Below are 22,693 nucleotides of genomic sequence, written 5' to 3'. Positions count from 1 at the left end.
TATAGGTTTGAAGCGGGTTATAATCCAGGCAGGTACAAGACCGACAAGACCTCCGAAAAACAGAAGCGACAGAAGAAATATAATTCCGTTACCCCAGGTCAACATATCCCGATAAAACAAACGGGTGTCGAAAATCTGTTCAAAAAAGGGCATCAAAATCCAGGAAAATACCAAAGCGATCGCAAACGAAAAAGTACACAGAATCAATGATTCTACGACAAACTGCCAAAACAAGGTCGTATTATTGATTCCTAACAATTTTTTGATAGCCGCTTCTTTGGCCCGATTCGTAGTCTGAGCAATGGAAAGGTTATTGTAGTTTATTAAAGCCAATATCAAAATCAATAAAGCGATTACGGACAATCCCACCAGGGTTGTTTTGCTGTTTCCCTGTGTTTTGCTATTAGATGTCTTTCCTCCCCAATATACCGCACTCAATGGTTCAAAATCCAGTTTACTACTAAAACCATCACGATATTTCCAGTAAGTACTCTTAAAATCCCGCAGGATAATGTCCTTTTTTGAAACGATATCCGTACCCGGATAAGTCAGGAGATATAATCCGAAAGAACTATTACCGTTTTCTTCCAATATCCGTGGCATTTCCCAAATATCTGCCAATAGATCGAAACGGACAAATCCTTCTGTAACCCCAAAATGAGTATTATAAGGAAGATCTTCCATAACGCCTGTAACGATCAGCCGATGTTTACCGTTGATAACAATTTCTTTTCCCAGAATATCCTCAGAACCATAAACTTTATGGGCAAAAGAACGCGTCAGTACAATATTATTCTTATCGAGTAACACAGTAGCAGGATCGCCTTTAATCAAGGGAAAGGAGAACATCCGGAAAAATGAAGAATCGATCAGAGCTGTTTGCATCAGGATTTTTTCCTGATGAGGAATTTCTACCATATAGTTCTGATTATAATATCTTGTATAACATTCGATCTCAGGATATTTACTTTGCAGTTCGCTACCAATCACAGCCCCCCAATACGATCCCTCTTCATCGACCACCCGATAAATCCGGTCTTTATTTTGATGAAATTGGTCTACCGATAGTTCCTGACGAATATAAACACTCAACACCAGTACAAAAGTCAATGCGATAGCAAATCCCAAAACCGTAATAGCAAAATAAAGCTTATTGTGAATCAGGTTGCGTACAAATAATTTAATATCGATCATAGGAATATGGATTTTACCCTAGATCCACAATCGACATGCCAATTTAACTAATAAATTTATATTCAGATATTTATCAAATAAACAGCACCTTAAATCTGTCAAAAAAACAGACAATACTTGTATAATTTATTGACAAACGTGTTGGAAGAATTATTTCATACCCAAAACTTGACGGGCAAAATCGAAAGTTTGTTGTCTGACTTCAGGAATAGCTTTCGACGATAAACCACAGGCAATAACGTGTACGCCTGCATTCGGAAAAGCAACGGCCCGTTTCTCGTCTTTAGGAGTTCCTAATTCGTCGAACATGTTCAACGCCGCTTTAACTTCTATCGTCTCATCCTGATGATCGGAATCTTTGTAATAATAACCTAAAAAAACAGGCTGAGAGACTTTTTCGAATTCCCGTCGGTTCATTCTCATATCCAGCAGTTGCTGTAAATAAACCTGTGCTTCCAAGCGGTATTTACAATACCAGTATTTACAATCTTCACTATCTGCCGGATCATCCGAAACGGCATATTTCCCTCCATGTACGGCCCGGCTGATCTGTAATCCCCAGGGACCGCTCAACAAGGGGGCCATAGGATTTTTAATTTTAATATTCGGTGAATATAAGATCAGGGCATCCACCAGCCTGGGAAAATCGGCCGCTAACATCAAAGCTAACGTACAACCGGTGGATGTCCCCATTATAATAACTTTCTTCCCCAATTTGTGAGCGATCACCAAGGCTTCTTTAGCCGAATTGTAAAGATTAGCCGGCGTCATACCGAGCATAGCCTCCGTACCTTGCAAGCCGTGGGCCGCCAGCCGGGGAAGATAAGCATTCACTCTAAATTCTTTTACAAAATCGGATATGATCGGCTGGCCTTCGAAACGGCTGGCCGTAAATCCATGCAGATAAAGCAATACGTAGGTTGTAGGCTGAGCAACCAAATCTCCCCATAAAATGATTCCCTGATTATCGGGCTTCACCGGTAACCGAGCCTCCCTGTCCTGCACATACTCACTGATACGGTCGATTCCAACCGGTAGATCCGGTAGGTCCGTATTCAATTCCGTACGAGGTAGCCGGGGGCCCGCCCAATAGGCAATGCCTAAAACAACAAGGATCAGTAAAGGTATCATATAACGTCGCTTCATCATATCCTCTTCTACTTTTCGTTTTCCCTCACTTCTTCCAGCAACATTTCCATGGCTTTAGAGGCTGCCTTCGCTATATTCCTTTCGCGGGTAAACGAAAAAGTGAACAATTTTGCATAACTCTTCCGGGGTGTCGCTACTCCGATCCAAACCGTCCCTACCGGTTTCTCCGGCGTGCCACCTCCCGGTCCTGCTACGCCTGAGGTCGACACCGCATAATCTGCTCCGGTGATCTTTCTTACTCCTTCGGCCATCTGTAATACCACAGCCTCACTCACAGCTCCTTCCCGTTCCAAATCTGCGGCATTCACTCCCAATACATTTACTTTCACCTCATTCGCATAGGAAACTACACTTCCTTTAAAATAATCCGAACTCCCTGCAATAGAAGTGATCAAATGAGCGATGTAACCTCCTGTACAACTCTCGGCCGTGGCCATAGTGACTTTCTTATTACGCAACAGTTCGCCTAATTGTTTCTCCAGAACGTCGTCTCCCTCGGCATATCTCACGTCCTTTAATACTTCTTTCAGGCTTTCGTAACATTCATCCAGGTGTTTTACACTTTCCCCTTTCGCCGTAATACGTAATCTCACCAGTCCCGGAGAAGGAAGATAAGCCAATTTCAATCCCTCTTTTAAGGCATCTTCCCAATTTTCCAGCATTTGTGCCAATTGGGATTCTGGGACATCGTATACTTTCAGCATCCGGTATTCCAATTGTAAATGCGGATACTTCTTTTTCAATTCCGGCATCACGGAAGTATCGATCAAATGTTCCATTTCGAAGGGTACTCCCGGTAAAGAGATCAGTGACTTCCAGCCTTTTTCGAACCACATTCCCGAAGCTGTACCTTTATCATTACGTAAAATCCGGCAATTATCCGGCAATAAAGCCTGGGAGCGATTTCCTTCGTTCATAGTCAATCCTCTCCTCTTCAACATTTCTTCGAGCCGAGCGAATACTTCCTCGTTCATTTTCAACTGTGAACCGAAATATTCAGCGAGTACCTTTTTAGTAACATCGTCCTTCGTGGGTCCCAAACCTCCGGTTACGATGATCAAATCCGCCTCAGACATCGCATATTCCACCGTCTCATAAATCTCGTCCCTCTTATCCGGGATCGATAAAATCTCTGTAATCTCTACCCCCATATCGGTCAAACTCCGGGCAATATATTGCGAATTCGTGTCCAGAATTTGTCCCATTAAAATTTCATCCCCTATGGTTATAATAATCGCTTTCATCAGGTCAATATTTCATTATCTATTCAATCCTTTGCTATCATGCCTCCTGCAAACAAATTTTATACCAACCCCCAACCGATTCTTCCGTAAAATTCAGTCCGGGAATTAAATTGGTTTATAAAGTGCGTCAAGAACCTTAAGTGATGAAGGAGCACCTCTAAATGGATCCGTGTCACTTCGTTTCCGGTCAATGTCGCCTTGCAGGCTCCTGATTGGCGAACCTGCGGTTCTGAAAGGGAATTTTTTACCCGGAACGAAGTTCCACCACTCAGCGTAGCACTAACCAGAAACCGTAGCCTTTACTGATCTTTTCTGTCAAACCAGAAAAACCTGCTCATTTTTCGGTAATTCCTTTCCACTGGTCTGTACGGAAGGGAGAAGCCAGCAAACCGGCGCTATTTACGAGGTTGTCGTCATAAGGATTATTGCTCCAACCGTAACGGACAGCTACCGGATTCGGTACTTTCTCACTGAAAACAACGACTTTATTCCCATCGATGTAAGCCTTTGCCCATACAAATTTTCGATCAGCTCCGGCAATGGAAAAACCGTTGACATACCCATAACGGTTACGATCGCTGGTCGTCAATCCGTCGCCGACATTCCCGAATGTCAGGATCACTTTCTCTCCCTCCACTTTCATAGACTTATAAACGGGACCTTCTCCCAAAACAGGTTGTCCGTAAGCAACCTGCAGAGCTGCTTTCGCCAATCGTTTCCCCACCTCCTGTTTATTTTTGGGATGAATATCGAAAGCCTCACCGATATCGGTAATAACGGCTTGTCCGGTCTTCGGCAAACTCAGGGTCATATTCTGTGCTTCACGAAGTTCTGCCCAATCGCTGTCTTTCGGCTGATCTTCCACCGCCATAAAATTAGCTAATTGTACCCACAAAAAAGGGAACTCATATCCCCACTGCTGCCGCCAATCGTTTATCATAGCCGGAAACAACGTACGATATTGATAAGCTCTGCCCGCATTATTCTCTCCCTGATACCAGATCACCCCTTTTATCCCATATCCGATCAAGGGATGCACCATCCCGTTGTACAACAAGGAAGAGAAGCTATTCGGACTAATCCCACTGACTTTATACATCGAAGTCACCACCGAAGGCTTATACACCCAATCACCGGCAAGCGAATATCTCTGTCCATCGATTTCCAGGTATACTTCCTCAGCTTTACCGAGGATTCCTCCCAAGCCGCCGGTATCCGTAATGCGAACAGCAATCACATTATTTCCCCCTTTCAGGACACCTGCCGGAATTTCATAAGACCTGTTGGGCATCCAGAAATTCATTTCTCCTACTTTCACCCCATTGACATAGGTCAGGTCTTCGTCATCCACTGCCCCCAGATTTATTCTGGCTTTTTTTCCTGTCACACCCGCCGGCAAATCAATGGTTTTCCGAAACCAAACAATCCCATCTTCGTTCGCCAGTTCTGCCTCCCAGACTTTCGGCACTGCCATCGTCTTCCACCCTTTGGTTTTATAAGCCGGAACATACCATTTCTGAACCAAACCTTTGTCTTTTTTCAAGGCTTCTTTATATAACCTGATATTATCCATCGAATACCCCATCGCTTTCTCCTGATCCTTTCCGGCATATTTTTTATAAGTGTCGTTGGTTTTAACAGCCGTCTCCCAGCTGGTCCAGGTTTCTATATCGGTACCTCCCCAGGAAGTATGAATCAATCCGACAGGCACTCCGATTTCGGGTTGCAATTCTTTACCGAAAAAGTAACCGACAGCCGTAAACAGAGGAGACGTCTGAGGATTACAGGCAGTCCATTCGCAAGGCTCCAGATCGAACTGCTCCTTCGATTGCATATTTTTCGGAACATTCAACAGACGGATATCCGGCAAAGTGGAGGCAGCAATCTCCTGCCCGGCATTTATAACATTATTCAAACCGAACTCCATATTCGATTGTCCGCTACAAACCCAAACATCTCCGATCAATATATTGGTTAAACCGATCGTCTCCTCTGCGGATTCGATCTGCATGTCGTAAGGTCCCCCGGCTTTCATAGCAGGCAATTCCACCCTCCAAATTCCATCCTTCCCGGTTTTTGCCGTTTGCACACTTCCATTCAAAGCGACGGAAATCACTTCATTCTTATCCGCTTTTCCCCACACCCGGATAGGCATATCCCTTTGCAATACCATATTGGAAGAAAAGAAGTGAGGCAGACGTACTTTTGCCTGTAAATCCATACACAGCAACAGCAAGACTCCTAATCCCAAAAGATAAATTCCTTTTTTCATACGATTTTATTAAATGTTAATAAGTAAATCCTGAGCACCGGCCTGTTTCTCTGGCAAAAGAGCAAACAATATACCTACACCAAAAACAAATCCCAATAATTTTCCACCAACTTTTTTCATACTAAATACCAATTACAACTGAGTGAGTTCACAATAGACCCGATCTATAACATGGGGTAAATTTAAATAATTATTTTTAAAATAACATAGCCCACGGGGGACAGGGCCCTGCGCTATCTTTTCTCTCACAAACACAGTATTTTTTATTTGCCTATTTTTTCTTATATTTGCTTTAAATTAAAAAGAAAAGGAAATTTATGCGTTATCTCGATCCTAAAGCCGATCTGACTTTCAAACATGTTTTCGGCGAGCATCCCGACCTGGTGATCAGCTTGCTGAACGCCCTGTTGCCCTTAAACCCCAGGCATGAGATCAGGGAGATAGAATACCTTCCGGCCGAACTCGTACCGGAAAATCCTTTACGCAAGAACAGTATCGTGGACGTCCGCTGCCGCGATGCAGAAGGACGTCAGTTTATCGTCGAGATGCAAATGATCTGGTCTCCGGAGTTTCGCCAACGGGTATTGTTCAATGCTTCGAAGGCCTATGTACGGCAAATCGACACCGGTCAGGAATACGAACTGTTGCAGCCGGTATATTCGCTGAATCTGGTAAATGAAGTATTCGAGCCTGAGCTCGAAGGCTTTTATCATTATTATCAGCTAGTACACATGGAACACACTGAAAAAGTGATCGAAGGCCTACACTTGATTTTCGTCGAACTGCCCAAATTCAACCCACATACCTATTCTGAGAAGAAAATGCAAGTACTCTGGCTTCGTTTCCTGACGGAAATCAATGAACATACCCGCGAAGTGCCGCCTGAGCTGTTGGCCAATCCGGAAGTAAAAAAAGCCGTGAACGCCGTAGAAGAATCTGCTTTCACCGAAGCACAGCTTTTGGGTTACGAAAAATTCTGGGATATCATCAGTGTCGAGAAAACACTATATAACAGCGCTATCCGGAAAGGAATGGCAAAAGGAATTGAAGAAGGAATGACAAAAGGCATAGAAGTTGGAAGAGCAGAAGGAATTGTGGAAGGTATAGAAAAAGAGAAGCTCGTTATAGCCCGCCAAATGAAAGTAGACGGTTTACCGTACGACACCATATCCAAATATACAGGGTTACCGGTTGAGAAAATTGAAAAAGCGTAACAATAGCTCACTGCCCTGTCCCCGTGAGCTATTGAGGTATGGTGATGGTGAACTTGCTGCCGATTCCCAATTCACTTTCCAACCGGATACTTCCTCCGTATGCACAAACTACTTTGTGGACAAAAGTCAAGCCTAATCCGAAACCGGTAGTTTGGGTCACTTGTTGATTTTTTACACGGTAGAACTGTTTGAAAATTTGCTTCTGATCTTTGGGTGCGATTCCCATACCGTTATCTTCGACGGTCAGCACATAATTGTCACCGATAGTATAAAAGTCAACTTTCACCACGGGATGAGTACCGCCATATTTAATGGCATTATCTACCAAATTAACAACGACATAATTGAAATATATTTTATCTAAACATGGATACTCCAGTCCTTCAGCAATCCGGTAACCCACCCGTGCGTAAGGCCGGATCAATGAAAACATTTCGGTCGTCATTTCCATCTCGAATTTCAGATCGATCACTTCCCGGTTTATCATCAATACAGAAGTCTTTAGAGAAGTCAGCATCGTATCGGTGATATCCGCCATCTTCATCAAACGCGCCTTTACCATAGTCAATTTTGTCGTATCCCGGGGACATAAGACAGAATCTTTCCCCTCCAGAATACCATTTACTACCGAAATCATCGTTGCCAAAGGCTTCTTCAATTCATGTTCCAAATGCGTCATTCCCATCGTTTGTATCCGCGCACTACGCACTGTCATCCGTATCGAACACCACTGCCAAACCAAACAGAAGATAAAACCGATCATGAATATCAATTCAACCCATAAAATACCACTTAAAGCACGGAAAACAAAGGGAAGTTCGAAGGTTGCTAATAATTGATGTTTATTCTTATACCCTAACTCGATAGGAAGGGTCATAATAGAATTACAATTTTTCTTTAGATTTCCTGTAGATTGTAATTCTTCTCCCTCAATATTCAAAACTTTTAATATGGGATTTTCAGTAATACCTTTTTCTTTTAAATACTCTATATACAATCCGTTCAATCGAAAAATATCAAATAATCCATGCTTATTCAAATAATCATAGGTGATCAATTTTCCTAATTTATCAACCATATCGGGAGATTTGATCGGAATAGAATCCCTTTTATTGTCATAATACCAATAAAAATAATTGTCCATTGTCAAACTATACGTTAATCTATTATTTTTAGCATAATTCAAACTTTCATCATATAAATATCTATAAGTTGTATTTAATAAAACGTAATTTGCACTTTCACGAAATTCCCCAAGCTTTATTTCGCGCACATGGTATAACCACATCCCTTGTCCTAATAGCACACATATCAATAAGACAACGGACAATTGGCCCATAATTTTCATATTATTTTTCATATCTTAAATCTTTAGCATATTAAAGAATATCCCTTTTTTTACAAAATTAAGAATTTTTCCTAACTTTGTAGCGCAAAAACCAATAAATATAAAAATGAGAAAAAAAGCCAGAATTTTTATGGGAGGAATTATTATTCTGACCGCATTGTCTATTAATTTTATGTTTTCTAAAGAATCTACAATTACTGGTATTACCTTTGATAATATAGATGCTTTAGCTGAAAAAGAATCTGATCCAGCCCCCAGATGTATCTATGTAGGACAGGTATGTTTTGGTATTGATTCAGAGGGTCATGTAGGTACTCATTTTGGATTAAGTAGTTTTCAATAAGATTTAACATGAAAAAACTATATTACTTCATCATCCCTGCTCTTCTGCTCGGCAGTTGTCAATCCGATCCGACCTTAGAGACCGAATCTTCTCCGTTAGTACGGACGAAGGTGACAGAGCTTCAATATGCCCAAACAGACAAAATCGATGTGGAGGCATTGAACATTATCTCTCCTTATAAATTTGTAAAAAAAGGAAACTTATATGCTTTTCTTACTCCCAGTAGCGCTTACCGTTTCGCCATTTATGACAGCGAAAACGGAACCGTTACCCGTTTAGTACCGGCAGGCAGAAACGAAGGAGAAGGCATGTATTTTATCAGTATGAACCTAAACGGAGACATCGTTTCGGCATTCGATTTCGGAACTAAAAAGTTCGTGGAAATTAACTTGAACGAATATGCGACTCCGGGTTACCAGCCTACGTTCACTTCCCTCACCGACAACAACAAGACCCCTATCGGAGCCATCCGGATCGGTGACCGCCTGCTGTCGACCGGAGTTTATACCCAAGGCCGTTATTGCATCAGTCAAGTATCCGGAGACGACACCTATAGTGTAAGTTATCCGGCCTGTGCCGATCCCACTCTGACGGATACGCTCAAAAGTGCATTTTATGCCAGCAATACCTTAGCAGTAAAACCGACGCTCGAACGCTTGGCCTGCGCCAATATGCAAACCGGTTGCCTGGACATCTGCAAAATCAACGGTAACGAACTGACCCGTGTCAATGAAGTGCATCTGACCCCTGCCAAGGTAAAATTCAACCGTCACCGTCCCAAAGGCCGTGGTTTAGTCCATCCGGTCAATTATTCCAAATATCATATTTTCGGGTTCTGTGATCTGGCTGTATCGGATGATTACATCTATGCCCTGTATTCAGGACGGACGCTAAAACAACATAATCTGGACGTCGACAAAGGCAAAACCATACTGGTATTCGACTGGAACGGTTCGCACGTGCGTACTTACCGCCTGGAAAATGCTTGTTCTTCGATCAGCTATAGTGCCGAAGAAAATACCATTTATGCCTTATCTCAGGAAAACAATCATTCCGAGATTATAACACTCCATCTCTAGTGTTGTCGCTATACTCCACTGCATATAGAGGAGAGCGAACTTGAAGTAAGATTGTCTGCCAGACTCTCTTCTCAAGTTCCTCTCTATTTTTTATGCCCTTCCTTCAAGAAAAGAGGAGCGAGCGGTAATCGCCGTTTCGTACTTCAATTAATTCCGTTTCTGTGGTAAAGTGATCACACACTTGTTTCCGTTCGGTTTACTTATAAAGCGGATTTTTCCTCCATAACCACCGACCACTTGCTGTACGACGAAGGCCAGTCCCGCCCCGGTGGATTGTTCCGGCTGCCTGTCTCCCGGATCTATTTTCCTGCCATTATCTTCGACTGTCAACATATAATGTTTCTTGTCGGTATAAAATTCGATCCTCACTACGGGGTGAACTCCGGCAGATACAATAGCTTTATCTACCAAACAAAGGATCAGATAATAAAAATATACCTTATCCAAACAAGGATATTCCGCTCCTTCGTCGATTTGGTAACCCACCAGTGCCTGTGGCCGGATCAGAGAAAACAACTCAACGATCATTTCCATCTCCGATTTCAGATCGATATTTTCCCGGTCGATTTTCCATACCGAGGTCTTTAAAGCACTCTGCTGCATATCGATGGTTTCAGCCATTTCCACCAAGTGCGTTTTTATCGTATTCAATTTCAATTCCTCCTCCACAGACAAAGCAATCCCCTCGCATTGCAGCTTACCGTCGATCACTGCCATCCACTCCGTTAAAGGTATCTCTTCCGAAGGTGTCTTCCCCATCATCTGTACCAGTGTCCTTCGTTCAATCCTTTTCGCCACAACCCTTTGCCAAACTAAACAAACGATAAACCCGATCAGGAAAATCACCTCCACCCACAAGATATCGTTCAGGCCCCGGCCGACCGTCTGCTCGAATCCATGATTTTCCATTTCACGTACCCGATACAACCAAATTCCCTGTCCCAGTATTATACAGATCAGTAATCCCAACGATATACGTCCCAGTATTTGCATCTTATTCTTCATACCATCCGTCTATAGAATATTTTTTACAAACTTAAGAATTTTTCTTAAGTTTGTATATATTAAATTTACAAGTATATTTTCCCTCTACAAGGATGCAAAACCGATGTACGCAAAATCCCTTTCTGAATTTGCCGGTATCCTACTTCTTTCCGACTTTATTCAAACCCATATCCTTTTTTGATAAAAGCTTTTACCAGTATCACCTTTTCTCCCGGTGTTTCATTTATAATCCGGTAAGTAGCGGCAGCAGCAGGAATTACAAACGTTTCGGCATAATTAAAGCGTTGCCTCATTCCTTCGCGAGTCTCCACCCTTACTGCTTTCCCTTCCACCACCATCCAAACCTGGCAACTCCCTTCAGTTTCTACTTCCACCGCATCTTCGACGGTATACCGATGGACATCGTAAAAATGCTTTTCATGGGTCGGCAGATGTTCGAGTGTATAATGTTCGTTTTTTTCCAATACCTCGGGATGACAAACCAATTCTTTTGCCACCCGTTCTCCCTTCCGTTCGAAATAGAGGTTATCCATTCCCCGCTGTACATTCAGCGGACGGGGTTTCCCATTCAAATCCAATCGCAGCCAATCGTACATTTTAAAAGTAAAAATATACGGAGCACTACTGATTTCCAGCACCATACAATTCTTTCCGGAAGCATGAACCGTTCCGTTGGGTATCAGAAAAAGGTCGTGTTTGTGTGCCGGAAATTTCTGTACATATTTTTCAATGTCTATCGTCTTACCTTCTGCCTGGCTCTGTTTCAATACCTCGCCGAACTCTTCAGGCCGGATATTTTCCTGAAATCCCAGATAAACCTGGGGATTCTGCCGGCTATCCAGGATATAATACGTCTCATCCTGTGTAAAAGGCATATTAAACTGTTCCCGGATGTACGTAGTCCGGGGATGACACTGTACCGACAGGTTACCTCCATCGAAAGTATCCAGAAAATCAAAACGAATCGGGAAATCGGTTTTAAACACATCGGCCGATTCTCCCAGAACTTGACGGTAATCGTTATACATCAGAAAATCGAAAGAAACTTCCAAACGATATCCGTTACTTTCGAACATCAGTCCATTTTCCAAAACCATCAATTCGAAAGACCAGGCTAAATTAGGCACTTCTTCATTCAATCCCGGGATGTGTTGTTTCATCCATTGCCCTCCCCATGCGCCGGGTTCGAACCAAGGGCGAACCCGGAAGAAATTTCTTCCCATCCGGTGTAATCCCTCTCTCAAATCCTCCCCGCTCATCATCAGCAATTGCTGTCCCCTGCGTTGTTCATCCACAATCAGCTCTATCTGTGGCAGACACTCCGCTTTATGCCGGTTCAGCACAACCCAATCCACAAAGAAAAAATGTTTATAGGTTTGCTGATTATTCTTCGGTTTATTCATACCCAGATTTTTCACCCACCCGGCCCGCATGCGAAACTGTATTTCATTTTTAGGTACATCGACATAGATCAAAGGTGCTTTCCATCCGGCCAAAGCAGCTCCTATACCGATCAGCACATTGATATCGGCCTCCTGGTCCGGCCTAAAAGCGTTCAACTTCCCGGGATCAAACCAATCCCTCAATTGTCTCTCCGTCATCCGGCCGAACAACGGATCTTCTCCTCCCAGATCGGGAGCGAGCATTTCCTCCAACGTCCGAGCATCCCGCATCGCGACATCGGTACGGAACCAACGTACACACTTCCCTCTCCGACGAAATTCATCTCCCAGTTCGCTCACCAGTTCGTCCCAAAACACTCCTCCATAACCATCGATAACCACCTGCCCGTGTCGCTCTATCCAATCGGCCAAACACCCTATCCCCGAACGGATCTTATTCTCCCCGACCGGAAAAGCCGGATACAAATCATAAACTCCCCGGGGAGTTGCCTGTGCTTTCATAGGAGCCAGATACTGTTTTGTATTTCTCTTTACCGCCTCTCCTTCCATCCCACTCCGGCCCAAGACCTGATTCGCATACATCGCCGCCCCGATCAGCGGAGCATCTTCCCATAAACGACAAGTATCTATTCTCACTCCGATCCCCTGGGTTTCCAACTCAGACTTTATCCGTTCCAGAAATAAATCGGCACCCCGCATGATATTTCCCCCGAGTACCAAACAGTCCGGACAGAAATGTCTCAGAAAAGGAGCTATAAATCCGGTAAAATGATCGGCAAACTCTTCAAACAGGACTTTAGCAGCCTGTTCTCCCCGATAAGCATATTCCGCCAATGTCTTCACATCCATCACCGCTTTATCGGGAAAGCGGTGATTCCAGTTCGTTACAAACCAGCGGGTAGAAAAATAGTCGTCCGCTATACTATCCCGAAAAGGAATATTATACAAATACCCGTGTTCCGGAACGGCGGGCATCGTTTCGTCCAATATTTCTTCCCGGGCCATAAACGTACTTCCCAGTCCGGTCCCGACCGTAACGACCATACTCCTCTCACTCCCCTGAGCCGCTCCCCCATAATATTCTCCCAAAGCATAAGCAGAAGCATCGTTCAGGAAGACAACCGGTAAACTGCATACCCTTTTTATTTCCTCTTTCAAATCCAAACCGAATAAGGCATCGAATTTTTGTACCCCATGAATAGCAGCTATTCCCCGGGTATAATCGAAAGGCCCGGGTATAGCAATTCCTATACCCCGCCATTCGTTTTCAGAACGCCCTTTCTTCAATGCTGTAATCACCCGAAGTATCCCCTTTATAATCGAAGTTGCAGAGCCTCCGGCATCTATTTTCTCATAAACTATAGTCCTCTGATCCATCTTCCCGGTAGTCCCTGTGACAATCCCACCTTTTACATGAGTTCCCCCGATATCGATTCCTAATAAATATTCCATTATTTCACCACATTAATATGTATAGACATTTATACATTGACAAATATAGTGCATTCTTTTTATTGTTACAAAGTTTATCTCTTTTTATTGTTTTACCGACACAAGCCGAACAAATAACAAACTAACGATCAGCATATTATCCAAACATACTACTAAAAAACAATTACTTTTTTTGATTTATAAGAATGAAATTTTACTTTCGCAAGTACAATTTTCCTACTTTTGCTTAAATTTTTCAATCATGAAAATATCGATCGATCACAATAGTGCGATACCTTTATATCTACAAATAGAAAATCAATTGAGGAACATCATCCGGGAACCGGAGTATAAAAAAGGGAAGATGTTACCCAACGAAGTAGATTTGTCGAAACAATTGGGAATTTCCCGGAATACGCTGCGCCAGGCGATCAACAACCTGGTCACTGAAGGGTTATTAGTCCGAAAAAAAGGGATCGGTACTATAGTAGTCAACCAATCGGTCAGCTCGAAAGCCAAAAACTGGTTGAGTTTCACCCAGGAAATGAAAGCGCAGGGAATCGAACCGACCAACTATGAATTACATACCAGCTGGGCGCTTCCTTCAGAAGAGATCTGTCGTTTTTTCTCCATCACCGATGAAAAGAAAATATTAAAACTGGAGCGTTTACGGGGTAATCCGGAATTTCCGTTCGTTTATTTCATCTCTTATTTCAATCCCCGGATAGGGCTGACCGGTAATGAAGATTTTTCCCGTCCCCTATACGAAATATTAGAACAAGATTATAGTTCTGTTGCAAAAATTTCGAAAGAAGAAATCAGTGCCCAGCTTGCCGACAAATTTCTGGCTCAGAAGCTTGAAATCAAGCCCGGGGACGCTATACTCATCCGAAAACGATTTGTATATGACCCGGGGGGACGCCCTCTGGAATGGAATATCGGCTATTACCGGGCCGATAGCTTCGTTTATACGCTTGAGTTCGAGAGGGAAGTATGAATTGGAGTTTATAAAATGCCGGAAGACCATTGGAGCGGGAACGAGTATCCGGTTCGGTTTTTCGAACGACCGATGGTGTCTGACGGAAACGTAACGTAAAGTTTTTTGCGCAGTAAGGGGTTCCGCCGTTCAGTGAGTTCTTCGAATAAGCGAAAGAAAAACAAAAGATTTTGTTTTTCCGAACAGGAGAAAAACCGATAAAATCAACGAAAGTCTTAACGGACCGGTCTGACGGTATAAAATCCGGAATCGGAATAGAAAGAAAAAACATACCTATATTTCAGGTAAACCGGATTTACTCGGCATCCACAGCTTCTACCTGTCCGATCGCCCTGATTCTTTTCAACAAAGAGGGATGCGAATAGTATACCCATTCGTACAGTGGATGGGGGGTGAGATTGCTTAAAGACTTCACAGAGATCTTCTTCAAGCCGGAAATGAGCGATTCACCATCGTAATACCGGGCAGCAAAAGCATCTGCCTGATATTCATTTTTCCGCGACCAGGCATTCATCACCAATCCCAATATCATACTCAACGGCGAATAGAGGATTGTAAAAGCGATCAATCCCAATTGGAAACAGGCCCGGTCACCTCCCAGAGCCATTGACAAAGCCGGCTGGTTGACAAAAAGCGAAAACAACCAAAGGATCACGCCGGTCTGAATCACAGATGCCAGCATAAATTGAACGGTATGCCGTTTTTTATTGTGTCCGACTTCATGGGCCAGGACAGCAACAATTTCTTCCTCGGTCAAATCCTTTATCAGGGTATCATACAAGACAATCCGTTTGCGGGGACCGAAACCGGTAAAATAAGCATTTGCCTTCGTAGAACGCTTCGATCCGTCGATTACAAAAATATTGTCCAGTTTAAAGCCCACTTTCTCTGCAAAAGCATTGATTTTATCCCGTAAAGCCCCGGCCTCCAAAGGAGTCTGCTTATTGAACAAAGGCACAATCAACTGGGAATAAAACATAGCCATAAAAACCGAGAATACAGAAACTATTCCCCAGGCATACAACCAAAAGAAAGAACCAGCCCATTCATAAAACCAGACGACAGCCGACAGCAACAGTCCGCCGATCACCCCGGAAACCAACATTCCTTTGAGTAAATCCAATCCATAGGTCTTCATTGTCGTTTTGTTGAAACCATATTTTTCTTCAATATGAAAAGTAGCATACCAATCGAAAGGCAAACCGAGTAGCCCGGAAACCAGCGACAAGCCCAACATAAAAAGTAAGGTCTGTAAAACCGCCTGATCTGTCCAGGTCACCACCCAGGCATTCCACCAACCGAAACCTCCTGTACACAAAAACACCATCATCACGATAAAAGAAAAAGTGGAACTGATCAGATCGAAACGATTCGTTTCGCGCTTATAATTCTGAAAACGTGCATATTCTTTTTCATCGTAAATTCCCTTAAGATTTTCAGGTAATACAGGCGCCATAGCCCGCATATTCACCCATTCCAAAATCCGTTCTACAATAAAATCAGCAACTAAAAAAACAACGATAATAATAAAAACAACCTCAGTATTCATATTCAAAATAAAAAAGTATAAACGGATAAAACTATTCTGCCGTTAATTTTTACAAAAATAGTAAAATCCATATATTCCTCCGTGATTTATTCAGATCATTTCTAATTACAGAAATTTTTCTTTAAAACTCTCGGGATTTTCATTTATTAATTTTAATTTCGTTGCGCAAATAATGAATTCATAAATCAATCCAGATAAGTATGGCAGAATTTAAGTATCAGGAACCGTTTCCTATTGAAAATGATACCACAGTGTATCGCCTTTTGACAAAAGATTATGTAAAAACGATCGAATGTGAAGGACGTAAGATTTTAAAAATAGAGCGTGAAGGGTTAGAGTTATTGGCTCGCGAAGCTTATGCAGACGTCTCTTTTTACCTGCGCGCCGCTCATTTGCAAAAATTAGCCGACATCCTGAAAGATCCGGAGGCCAGTGACAACGATAAATTCGTTGCCCACACCATGTTGATGAACCAAGTGGTTTCGGCAGAAGGGGAACTACCGACCTGTCAGGATACCGGTACGGCCATTTGTATCGGTAAAAAGGGAGAAAACGTATGGACCGGGATCAATGATGCCGAAGCGATCAGCAAAGGGGTATTCGAAACTTACCGGGACCGCAATCTGCGTTATTCCCAGGTAGTGCCTTTTACCATGACAGAAGAAAAAAACACCGGGACCAATCTGCCGGCACAGATCGACCTTTATGCCACACAGGGCAATAAATACGAATTTTTGTTCATCACCAAGGGAGGGGGCTCTGCCAATAAGACTTTCCTTTACCAGCAGACAAAAGCTTTATTGAACGAAGAAACCCTGACTAAATTTATCCAGCAAAAAGTATTGGATCTGGGTACTTCGGCCTGTCCTCCCTACCATTTAGCGGTAGTCATCGGCGGCACTTCGGCCGAAGCTTGTCTGACCACAGTCAAGAAAGCCTCGGCAGGCTACTACGATCATCTCCCCACTTCGGGTAATGAAGGTGGCCGTGCTTTCCGGGATCTGGAATGGGAAGAAAAGATCTTGAAGATTTGCCGGGACAAAGGTATCGGAGCCCAGTTCGGAGGTAAATATTGGGTACACGATGTACGTGTGATCCGTCTTCCGCGTCATGCAGCTTCTTGTCCTGTCGGCATCGGAGTCAGCTGTAGTGCCGACCGGAATATCAAAGGTAAAATCACGGAAGAAGGGATTTTCCTCGAACAACTCGAGAAGAATCCGGCACGTTTTCTGCCGGCAGAAAGTCCTGCTTTAACTCCGGCGGTCAATATCGACCTCGATCAACCGATGGAAAACGTATTGAAAGAACTGAGCAAATATCCGGTGAAAACCCGTTTGAACCTATCAGGGACCCTGATCGTTGCCCGGGACATCGCCCATGCCCGGATCAAACAAATGATCGACGAAGGCAAACCGATGCCCGAATATTTCAAAAAACATCCGGTCTATTATGCCGGTCCTGCCAAAACTCCGAAAGGCATGGCATCAGGTAGTTTCGGACCGACGACAGCCGGGCGTATGGACCCTTATGTCGATCTGTTCCAGTCTTTAGGTGGTTCTATGATCATGGTAGCCAAAGGCAACCGTTCGATCGACGTCACTAATGCCTGCAAAAAGCATGGCGGATTCTATCTGGGATCGATCGGTGGACCGGCAGCCATTCTGGCTAAGAACAGCATAAAATCGGTCGAAGTGGTCGATTTCGAAGAACTCGGTATGGAAGCTGTCCGCAAAATCCGCGTAGAAAACTTCCCGGCCTTCATCATCGTCGATGACAAAGGCAACGATTTTTTCGCTGAGTGGGCTCATTGATAACAAGAAACTATCCAACGGTTTGTTGTAGTTAACCTCCTTTTGAGGGTCATTCTGCCGATTGGCGGAGCTTCGTTTCTGATCGATAACAGGGATCAGGAAATGAAGCTCCGCCAATCTTTCTTTTTTCAAAAGACAGCTCAAGTTTGAAAAGTCGCTTATCGATATTCCAGGGCATAGAAACCATCCATTTATTTTTCACACTTATTTCCGGTTTGTGAAATAAAGACAAAAATTTTTGCACACCTTGACGTCATTTGTGTAAATATCTCATTTATTGATAAATAAGCTATGTTGTTTCATTTTATTGTCGTTATTTTGTGGTTGCACACAAAACACGACAATAAATTAATAGCTATGCAAGCAACATTATCCTATGCCTGCGGAATATCAGATATTCCGTTGAAAGGAGAGACAATCGGTCAGAATCTGCGACAAATAGCAGCAAAATTTCCGGAACGGACTGCTTTGATTTCCGAGTATCAACAATACCGGGCCAATTACAGTGAATTTCTGGCACAAGTCGAACAGGTAGCCAAGGCCTTGATGGCCCACGGGATTCGCCGGGGCGACCGGGTAGGCATCTGGTCACCGAACCGCTACGAATGGGTATTGGTACAATATGCCACAGCCTTGATGGGGGCTATTATGGTAAACATCAATCCGGGATACAAACTTTCGGGTTTGCGTTATGCCCTGGAACAAAGCCGGATCGATCTTTTGATCGCTTCCTCCCACTTCCGGAAAACCGATTATATCAAAATGCTGGACGAGCTCCGTCCGGATTGTCTTTATCCCAAACAAACCGTCATCATCGACCGCGACTGGGCAACTTTTTTATCGAGCGCTTCTCAGGTGAGCGATGCCCGACTGGCCGAACGGGAAGCCTCCCTGCAATTCGACGATCCTGTCAATATCCAGTATACTTCGGGTACAACCGGTTATCCCAAAGGAGCGACTCTCTCCCATCACAATATCCTGAATAACGGATTTTTCATCGGGGAACGCTTGAAATACACGGAAAAAGATATCGTATGTCTGCCGGTTCCTTTTTACCATTGTTTCGGTATGGTATTGGGCAATATGGCTATCGTCACTCACGGGGCCTGTATCGTTATTCCCGGAGAATTTTTCGATCCGGAACAGGTGTTACAGACTGTCGAAAATGAAAGGTGTACCTCCTTATACGGTGTCCCGACCATGTTTATTGCAGAACTGGATCTGCCCGATTTCGCCAAATACAATTTAAAATCTCTCCGAACAGGTATCATGGCAGGTGCACCTTGTCCGATCGATACCATGCGCAAGGTACAATCCCTGATGAATATGACAGAAATTTGTGTTTGTTACGGCATGACAGAGACCTCTCCGGTTTCTACCGAAAGCTGTACGGACGATCCGCTGGAACTGAGGGTAACGACGGTAGGTACCGTCCACCCCCACGTAGAGATTAAAATCATAGATCCGGAAAGCGGCGCAATCGTCCCCCGGGGTACAGCCGGGGAACTCTGCACCCGGGGATATTCGGTGATGTTAGGCTACTGGGATAATCCCGAAGACACCAAAGCCATCATCGACGAAACCCGCTGGCTTCATTCCGGTGATATCGCCGTCATGGATGAAAACGGCTATGTGAGTATAGTCGGACGTATCAAAGACCTGATCATCCGGGGTGGAGAAAATATCTCTCCCAAAGAGATCGAAGATTTTCTGATCGTCCACGAAGGGGTCTCCGACGTACAGGTTATCGGTGTATACAGTGAAAAATACGGAGAAGAAGTGATGGCCTGGATCAAACCCCGTCCGGGCTACAACGTATCGGCCGAATCGCTTCATACGTATTGTAAAGGCCGAATCGCAACCTTCAAAATCCCCAGATACTGGAAATTTGTCGATGCTTTCCCGATGACGGTTACCGGAAAAATCAGGAAAATAGAAATGCGGGAAATATCCGAAAAAGAACTGGGCCTGGATCTTCTCCGTCCCAAACGTTAAACTCTGTTCACGCTGTTCCTTTTCTATGTATCTCTGTATACCTGGAAAAGGAACGGCCCCTATCAGTACTTATCCGACTCACAGCAACCGTCAGAGGCAGCACACCGGCCACGGTATACCAACACTACCGAACAAAGCTCTGGCCAAAGCTTAAACTATCTTTACATTTCTACGTACAACAGACATTCGAACTGCTTTAGAAAACAAGATCTATGAAAGGTGTACTTCTCGCATTATCCACTGTTATCGTCTGGGCCATTCTAAATGTAGTCAACCGGTTTTGTGTTTTGCAATACGATGTCAATATTATGGTATTCACCTCTTTTATGATTTTCGCCACCGGTGTCACTTTAATGATCATCCGCAAACAGGTCATGCCCCAAAACTGGAAAAGCGGAGTAAAATACTCCTGGCTGTACACCATTATGCAGATCATCCGCAGTTTCACGATGATCTCTACCTTCCTTTATATCACTTCGACAGAGACCAGTCTTCTGTTCAACATAGAGATTATAATCACTTACATTCTGGCCTATGCCATTTTTCGAAGAATACCTTATAAAGGGGATTTCCTGGGCATTCTCATTATATTGCTCGGATTTATATTATTTATTTTTTCCCTTCCAGTACACATGCGTGTGATTGTCTCCATCCTGGTGTTGCTGTCGGCGACAGCCAGTTGCATCCGCTCGATCGTCGTGGAGGAAACCACCATCTGGAATCCGGATACCAGCGTCCGGCAAAAATGCGGTATTTCAGGATATACGATGTTTTACGGAGGCCTGTCTCTGATCGTCTTTTTCTTTGCCATAGCTCTCCTGAAATTTTTTCTCGGGGATCGGCTCCCTCCTTTCTTGAGTTTTCTAACGCTCCTCCCCGACCTGCCCGAAATGATCCATCCGGAAACAATTATCAGCGCCTGTCTGGCCGGTTTATTCATCAATGCATCCACTACTTACCTCTATTATGCAACTTTAAAATTTTCCACCTCAGAAACCTTTATGGCTGTACGTGCTTTTCAACCTGTGCTCACTTATTTACTGGAAGTGATCGCAGCCCTCTATTATGCCGCCATGCGTCCACAGCTGGACACCCAGGATTATATTTACGGAGGAATCATCATCTTAGGTTCCTTACTGATTCTGATCATTCCTTCCAAAGGCAGTTACACCCATCAATCCAAAGACTTTATCACCGATTAAGCTTATCCCTCACCGGTTTCTTTCCATACGACATCAATACCGGCATAAGGAATACCAGGGCGATGACAGAAAACAGTAAACCGCCGATCCAATGGTTAGGAGTAGCCGAATGAGGAATTTCCCTGCACATATCCCTGCCAGCCAAAGCCAGACGCTTCCGCCCCAAAGGAGAGAGCCTGCGAGTGCAAGTGCCACCCAAATTGATATTTTGTATCTCAGTTTCATCTTATCTGATTTTTTTTTGATTTTATGCGGATTCCAGAGGTGAGGAAGTTGAGTTTCCATTTTCTTTTTCCCTGCTTCTCGCATATCCGACATTTTTTTTATGCGTCTTTCCGTCGGGTCGGTCGTTTTCGTTTCAGTGGCGTAAAAAGGTAGGGCTTAGGACAAACAAGGTTTTATGGCGAGAATACTACCTGCAATGAAATGGAAGTGTGGAGATTGTCGTCTAAACGGCTTGCCGCCCCGACCTTTTTTGTCCGTGGAAGCCCGGAACTACCTTTGCCGCTGACAACGAACAACCGATCCCGACATAATACACGGGCATAAGTGGAGGATGTGCAGACGGAGAAGCGGGGCGAAAACAAAAAACGTAGTCTTCGGGGACTGCATTTATCATAGAAACAGAATACACGGAAAACAAAAAGCCGCCCCAACGGACGGCTCTATGAAAATAATTTGGAGAAAAATCTTTTTTCTCACGATATACCCTTATCTTTACAACAGGTTATTCGAGTTATGCAAAGCGTTGTATATCATTGCAGAAGATAGGTCGCCAAATCATTACCTACTGCATTTCATAACTCATTAGGCTATTGAATGCCAATTACTTGAACCTAAATGATAGTTTTCTCCAAAAAACAAAAAAGAAGGTTGCGAATGGGTTGCAAATTTTCATGATTTTTGTAATTTTTTTGCCGATTCCTTTGTTTATTCCTTCATTTTTTATATCTGTAAAACAACAACACAATCATAACAGCCAATACCCTGAAAAACGCTCTTCTCTTTACCCGTTCCCAGATCAACTCGTTTCCATATCCTCCGGCAAAACGATGAACCTACAAATCGTTGACAGCAAGAAGACGGAAGCCGTCAATCTGGTGGATAAGGTGTTTGCTTAGTAAAGCATTTTGAGAATCAGGCTATTTTTAAAAATATTAAAATTGAGATTCACTTTTATCATACAAAGATTTTGAGATTTATGTCATTTTACAAAGAAAACATTTTGAGATATATGCAGATTTCGTTATCTTTGTTCTATATTGATAACTGTGCAGATATATGATATTCAAAAGGAAAATATATAATGAGCTTCTGCAATGGAAGCGGACGGATGAAGGCAGGACTGCCGTATTGATACAGGGTGCGAGACGTGTCGGGAAATCCACCATTGCTGAAGAGTTTGCAACTAACGAATACGAAACTCATATACTGGTAGATTTTGCCGCATGTTCGAC

General features: G+C 43.5%; 18 protein-coding genes. 9 read left to right on the top strand and 9 right to left on the bottom strand.

What is annotated here, in order from left to right:
• From WS42_RS10965 to WS42_RS10950, 4 genes are all read right to left on the bottom strand, one after another.
• Positions 1-1,194, bottom strand: a 1,194-nt coding sequence (locus WS42_RS10965; RefSeq protein WP_046451091.1) for an ABC transporter permease, incomplete at its 3' end; no start/stop codon positions are given.
• A 150-nt stretch (positions 1,195-1,344) separates the two neighbouring features.
• Positions 1,345-2,343, bottom strand: a complete 999-nt coding sequence (locus WS42_RS10960) for an alpha/beta hydrolase (protein ID WP_286728482.1) — start codon at positions 2,341-2,343, stop codon at positions 1,345-1,347.
• Between the two features lie 8 nt (positions 2,344-2,351).
• Positions 2,352-3,587 carry a competence/damage-inducible protein A gene (locus tag WS42_RS10955; RefSeq protein ID WP_013610869.1) on the bottom strand — a complete coding sequence of 412 codons (1,236 nt, stop codon included), beginning with the start codon at positions 3,585-3,587 and terminating at the stop codon, positions 2,352-2,354.
• 334 nt (positions 3,588-3,921) lie between these two features.
• Entirely contained in the window at positions 3,922-5,859 is a 1,938-nt protein-coding gene (locus WS42_RS10950; protein ID WP_013610868.1) for a sialate O-acetylesterase, read from the bottom strand.
• Positions 5,860-6,176: 317 nt separating this feature from the next.
• On the opposite strand from WS42_RS10950, the gene WS42_RS10945 reads away from it, so the two are divergent.
• Positions 6,177-7,073 (top strand): Rpn family recombination-promoting nuclease/putative transposase, encoded by an 897-nt coding sequence (locus tag WS42_RS10945; RefSeq protein ID WP_046451090.1) that lies wholly within the window; start codon positions 6,177-6,179, stop codon positions 7,071-7,073.
• Between the two features lie 28 nt (positions 7,074-7,101).
• On the opposite strand, the gene WS42_RS10940 is transcribed toward WS42_RS10945, so the two are convergent.
• Positions 7,102-8,151 carry a sensor histidine kinase gene (locus WS42_RS10940; RefSeq protein WP_233434024.1) on the bottom strand — a complete coding sequence of 350 codons (1,050 nt, stop codon included), beginning with the start codon at positions 8,149-8,151 and terminating at the stop codon, positions 7,102-7,104.
• Between the two features lie 376 nt (positions 8,152-8,527).
• Between WS42_RS10940 and WS42_RS10935 the strand changes: the two genes are divergently transcribed.
• Complete coding sequence (locus WS42_RS10935) at positions 8,528-8,764, top strand: hypothetical protein (RefSeq protein ID WP_046404814.1); 237 nt, start codon at positions 8,528-8,530, stop codon at positions 8,762-8,764.
• Between the two features lie 8 nt (positions 8,765-8,772).
• Positions 8,773-9,843, top strand: coding sequence for a BF3164 family lipoprotein (locus WS42_RS10930; protein ID WP_046403934.1), 1,071 nt, complete (start codon positions 8,773-8,775; stop codon positions 9,841-9,843).
• Positions 9,844-9,990: 147 nt separating this feature from the next.
• Here WS42_RS10930 and WS42_RS10925 read toward each other — a convergent pair whose 3' ends face one another.
• Both WS42_RS10925 and WS42_RS10920 read right to left on the bottom strand, forming a co-directional pair.
• Entirely contained in the window at positions 9,991-10,848 is an 858-nt protein-coding gene (locus WS42_RS10925) for an ATP-binding protein (RefSeq protein WP_013610862.1), read from the bottom strand.
• A gap of 155 nt (positions 10,849-11,003) precedes the next feature.
• Complete coding sequence (locus tag WS42_RS10920; protein WP_087383562.1) at positions 11,004-13,703, bottom strand: ROK family protein; 2,700 nt, start codon at positions 13,701-13,703, stop codon at positions 11,004-11,006.
• Between the two features lie 247 nt (positions 13,704-13,950).
• Here WS42_RS10920 and WS42_RS10915 point away from each other — a divergent pair, with 247 nt between their 5' ends.
• On the top strand, positions 13,951-14,679 hold the full coding sequence (locus WS42_RS10915) for a GntR family transcriptional regulator (protein WP_197699712.1): 729 nt from the start codon (positions 13,951-13,953) through the stop codon (positions 14,677-14,679).
• Positions 14,680-14,974: 295 nt separating this feature from the next.
• Here WS42_RS10915 and WS42_RS10910 read toward each other — a convergent pair whose 3' ends face one another.
• Complete coding sequence (locus WS42_RS10910) at positions 14,975-16,228, bottom strand: M48 family metallopeptidase (protein ID WP_022161069.1); 1,254 nt, start codon at positions 16,226-16,228, stop codon at positions 14,975-14,977.
• Between the two features lie 200 nt (positions 16,229-16,428).
• Between WS42_RS10910 and WS42_RS10905 the strand changes: the two genes are divergently transcribed.
• The 3 genes from WS42_RS10905 (at position 16,429) to WS42_RS10895 (ending at position 21,236) form a co-directional block, all read left to right on the top strand.
• Positions 16,429-18,039 (top strand): fumarate hydratase, encoded by a 1,611-nt coding sequence (locus WS42_RS10905; RefSeq protein WP_013610858.1) that lies wholly within the window; start codon positions 16,429-16,431, stop codon positions 18,037-18,039.
• A 357-nt stretch (positions 18,040-18,396) separates the two neighbouring features.
• The gene (locus tag WS42_RS10900; RefSeq protein WP_046451088.1) at positions 18,397-20,034 is read left to right on the top strand and encodes an AMP-binding protein; all 1,638 of its coding nucleotides are present in this window, start codon (positions 18,397-18,399) and stop codon (positions 20,032-20,034) included.
• A 212-nt stretch (positions 20,035-20,246) separates the two neighbouring features.
• Complete coding sequence (locus WS42_RS10895) at positions 20,247-21,236, top strand: EamA family transporter (RefSeq protein WP_013610856.1); 990 nt, start codon at positions 20,247-20,249, stop codon at positions 21,234-21,236.
• A 33-nt stretch (positions 21,237-21,269) separates the two neighbouring features.
• On the opposite strand, the gene WS42_RS10890 is transcribed toward WS42_RS10895, so the two are convergent.
• Positions 21,270-21,461: a hypothetical protein gene (locus tag WS42_RS10890; RefSeq protein WP_046403958.1), complete on the bottom strand. Its 192-nt coding sequence runs from the start codon at positions 21,459-21,461 to the stop codon at positions 21,270-21,272.
• 605 nt (positions 21,462-22,066) lie between these two features.
• Between WS42_RS10890 and WS42_RS10885 the strand changes: the two genes are divergently transcribed.
• Together WS42_RS10885 and WS42_RS15530 are read left to right on the top strand one after the other, a co-directional pair.
• Entirely contained in the window at positions 22,067-22,357 is a 291-nt protein-coding gene (locus tag WS42_RS10885) for a hypothetical protein (RefSeq protein ID WP_041556309.1), read from the top strand.
• A gap of 160 nt (positions 22,358-22,517) precedes the next feature.
• On the top strand, positions 22,518-22,693 hold a 176-nt coding region (locus WS42_RS15530; RefSeq protein WP_286728483.1), incomplete at its 3' end, for an AAA family ATPase.

The sequence above is a fragment of the Odoribacter sp. N54.MGS-14 genome (genome assembly GCF_000980295.1).
GTDB lineage: Bacteria > Bacteroidota > Bacteroidia > Bacteroidales > Marinifilaceae > Odoribacter > Odoribacter splanchnicus.
Note: the sequence above shows the minus strand (reverse complement) of the source record. Positions and strands in the feature narration are given on the sequence as shown.

Excerpts from the sequence above, each read along its gene's own strand:
- WS42_RS10960 (WP_286728482.1), bottom strand. The coding sequence starts at position 2,343 with ATGATGAAGCGACGTTATATGATACCTTTACTGATCCTTGTTGTTTTA.
- WS42_RS10955 (WP_013610869.1), bottom strand. The coding sequence starts at position 3,587 with ATGAAAGCGATTATTATAACCATAGGGGATGAAATTTTAATGGGACAA.
- WS42_RS10950 (WP_013610868.1), bottom strand. The coding sequence starts at position 5,859 with ATGAAAAAAGGAATTTATCTTTTGGGATTAGGAGTCTTGCTGTTGCTG.
- WS42_RS10945 (WP_046451090.1), top strand. The coding sequence starts at position 6,177 with ATGCGTTATCTCGATCCTAAAGCCGATCTGACTTTCAAACATGTTTTC.
- WS42_RS10940 (WP_233434024.1), bottom strand. The coding sequence starts at position 8,151 with ATGGTTGATAAATTAGGAAAATTGATCACCTATGATTATTTGAATAAG.
- WS42_RS10935 (WP_046404814.1), top strand. The coding sequence starts at position 8,528 with ATGAGAAAAAAAGCCAGAATTTTTATGGGAGGAATTATTATTCTGACC.
- WS42_RS10930 (WP_046403934.1), top strand. The coding sequence starts at position 8,773 with ATGAAAAAACTATATTACTTCATCATCCCTGCTCTTCTGCTCGGCAGT.
- WS42_RS10925 (WP_013610862.1), bottom strand. The coding sequence starts at position 10,848 with ATGAAGAATAAGATGCAAATACTGGGACGTATATCGTTGGGATTACTG.
- WS42_RS10920 (WP_087383562.1), bottom strand. The coding sequence starts at position 13,703 with ATGGAATATTTATTAGGAATCGATATCGGGGGAACTCATGTAAAAGGT.
- WS42_RS10910 (WP_022161069.1), bottom strand. The coding sequence starts at position 16,228 with ATGAATACTGAGGTTGTTTTTATTATTATCGTTGTTTTTTTAGTTGCT.
- WS42_RS10905 (WP_013610858.1), top strand. The coding sequence starts at position 16,429 with ATGGCAGAATTTAAGTATCAGGAACCGTTTCCTATTGAAAATGATACC.
- WS42_RS10900 (WP_046451088.1), top strand. The coding sequence starts at position 18,397 with ATGCAAGCAACATTATCCTATGCCTGCGGAATATCAGATATTCCGTTG.
- WS42_RS10895 (WP_013610856.1), top strand. The coding sequence starts at position 20,247 with ATGAAAGGTGTACTTCTCGCATTATCCACTGTTATCGTCTGGGCCATT.
- WS42_RS10890 (WP_046403958.1), bottom strand. The coding sequence starts at position 21,461 with ATGAAACTGAGATACAAAATATCAATTTGGGTGGCACTTGCACTCGCA.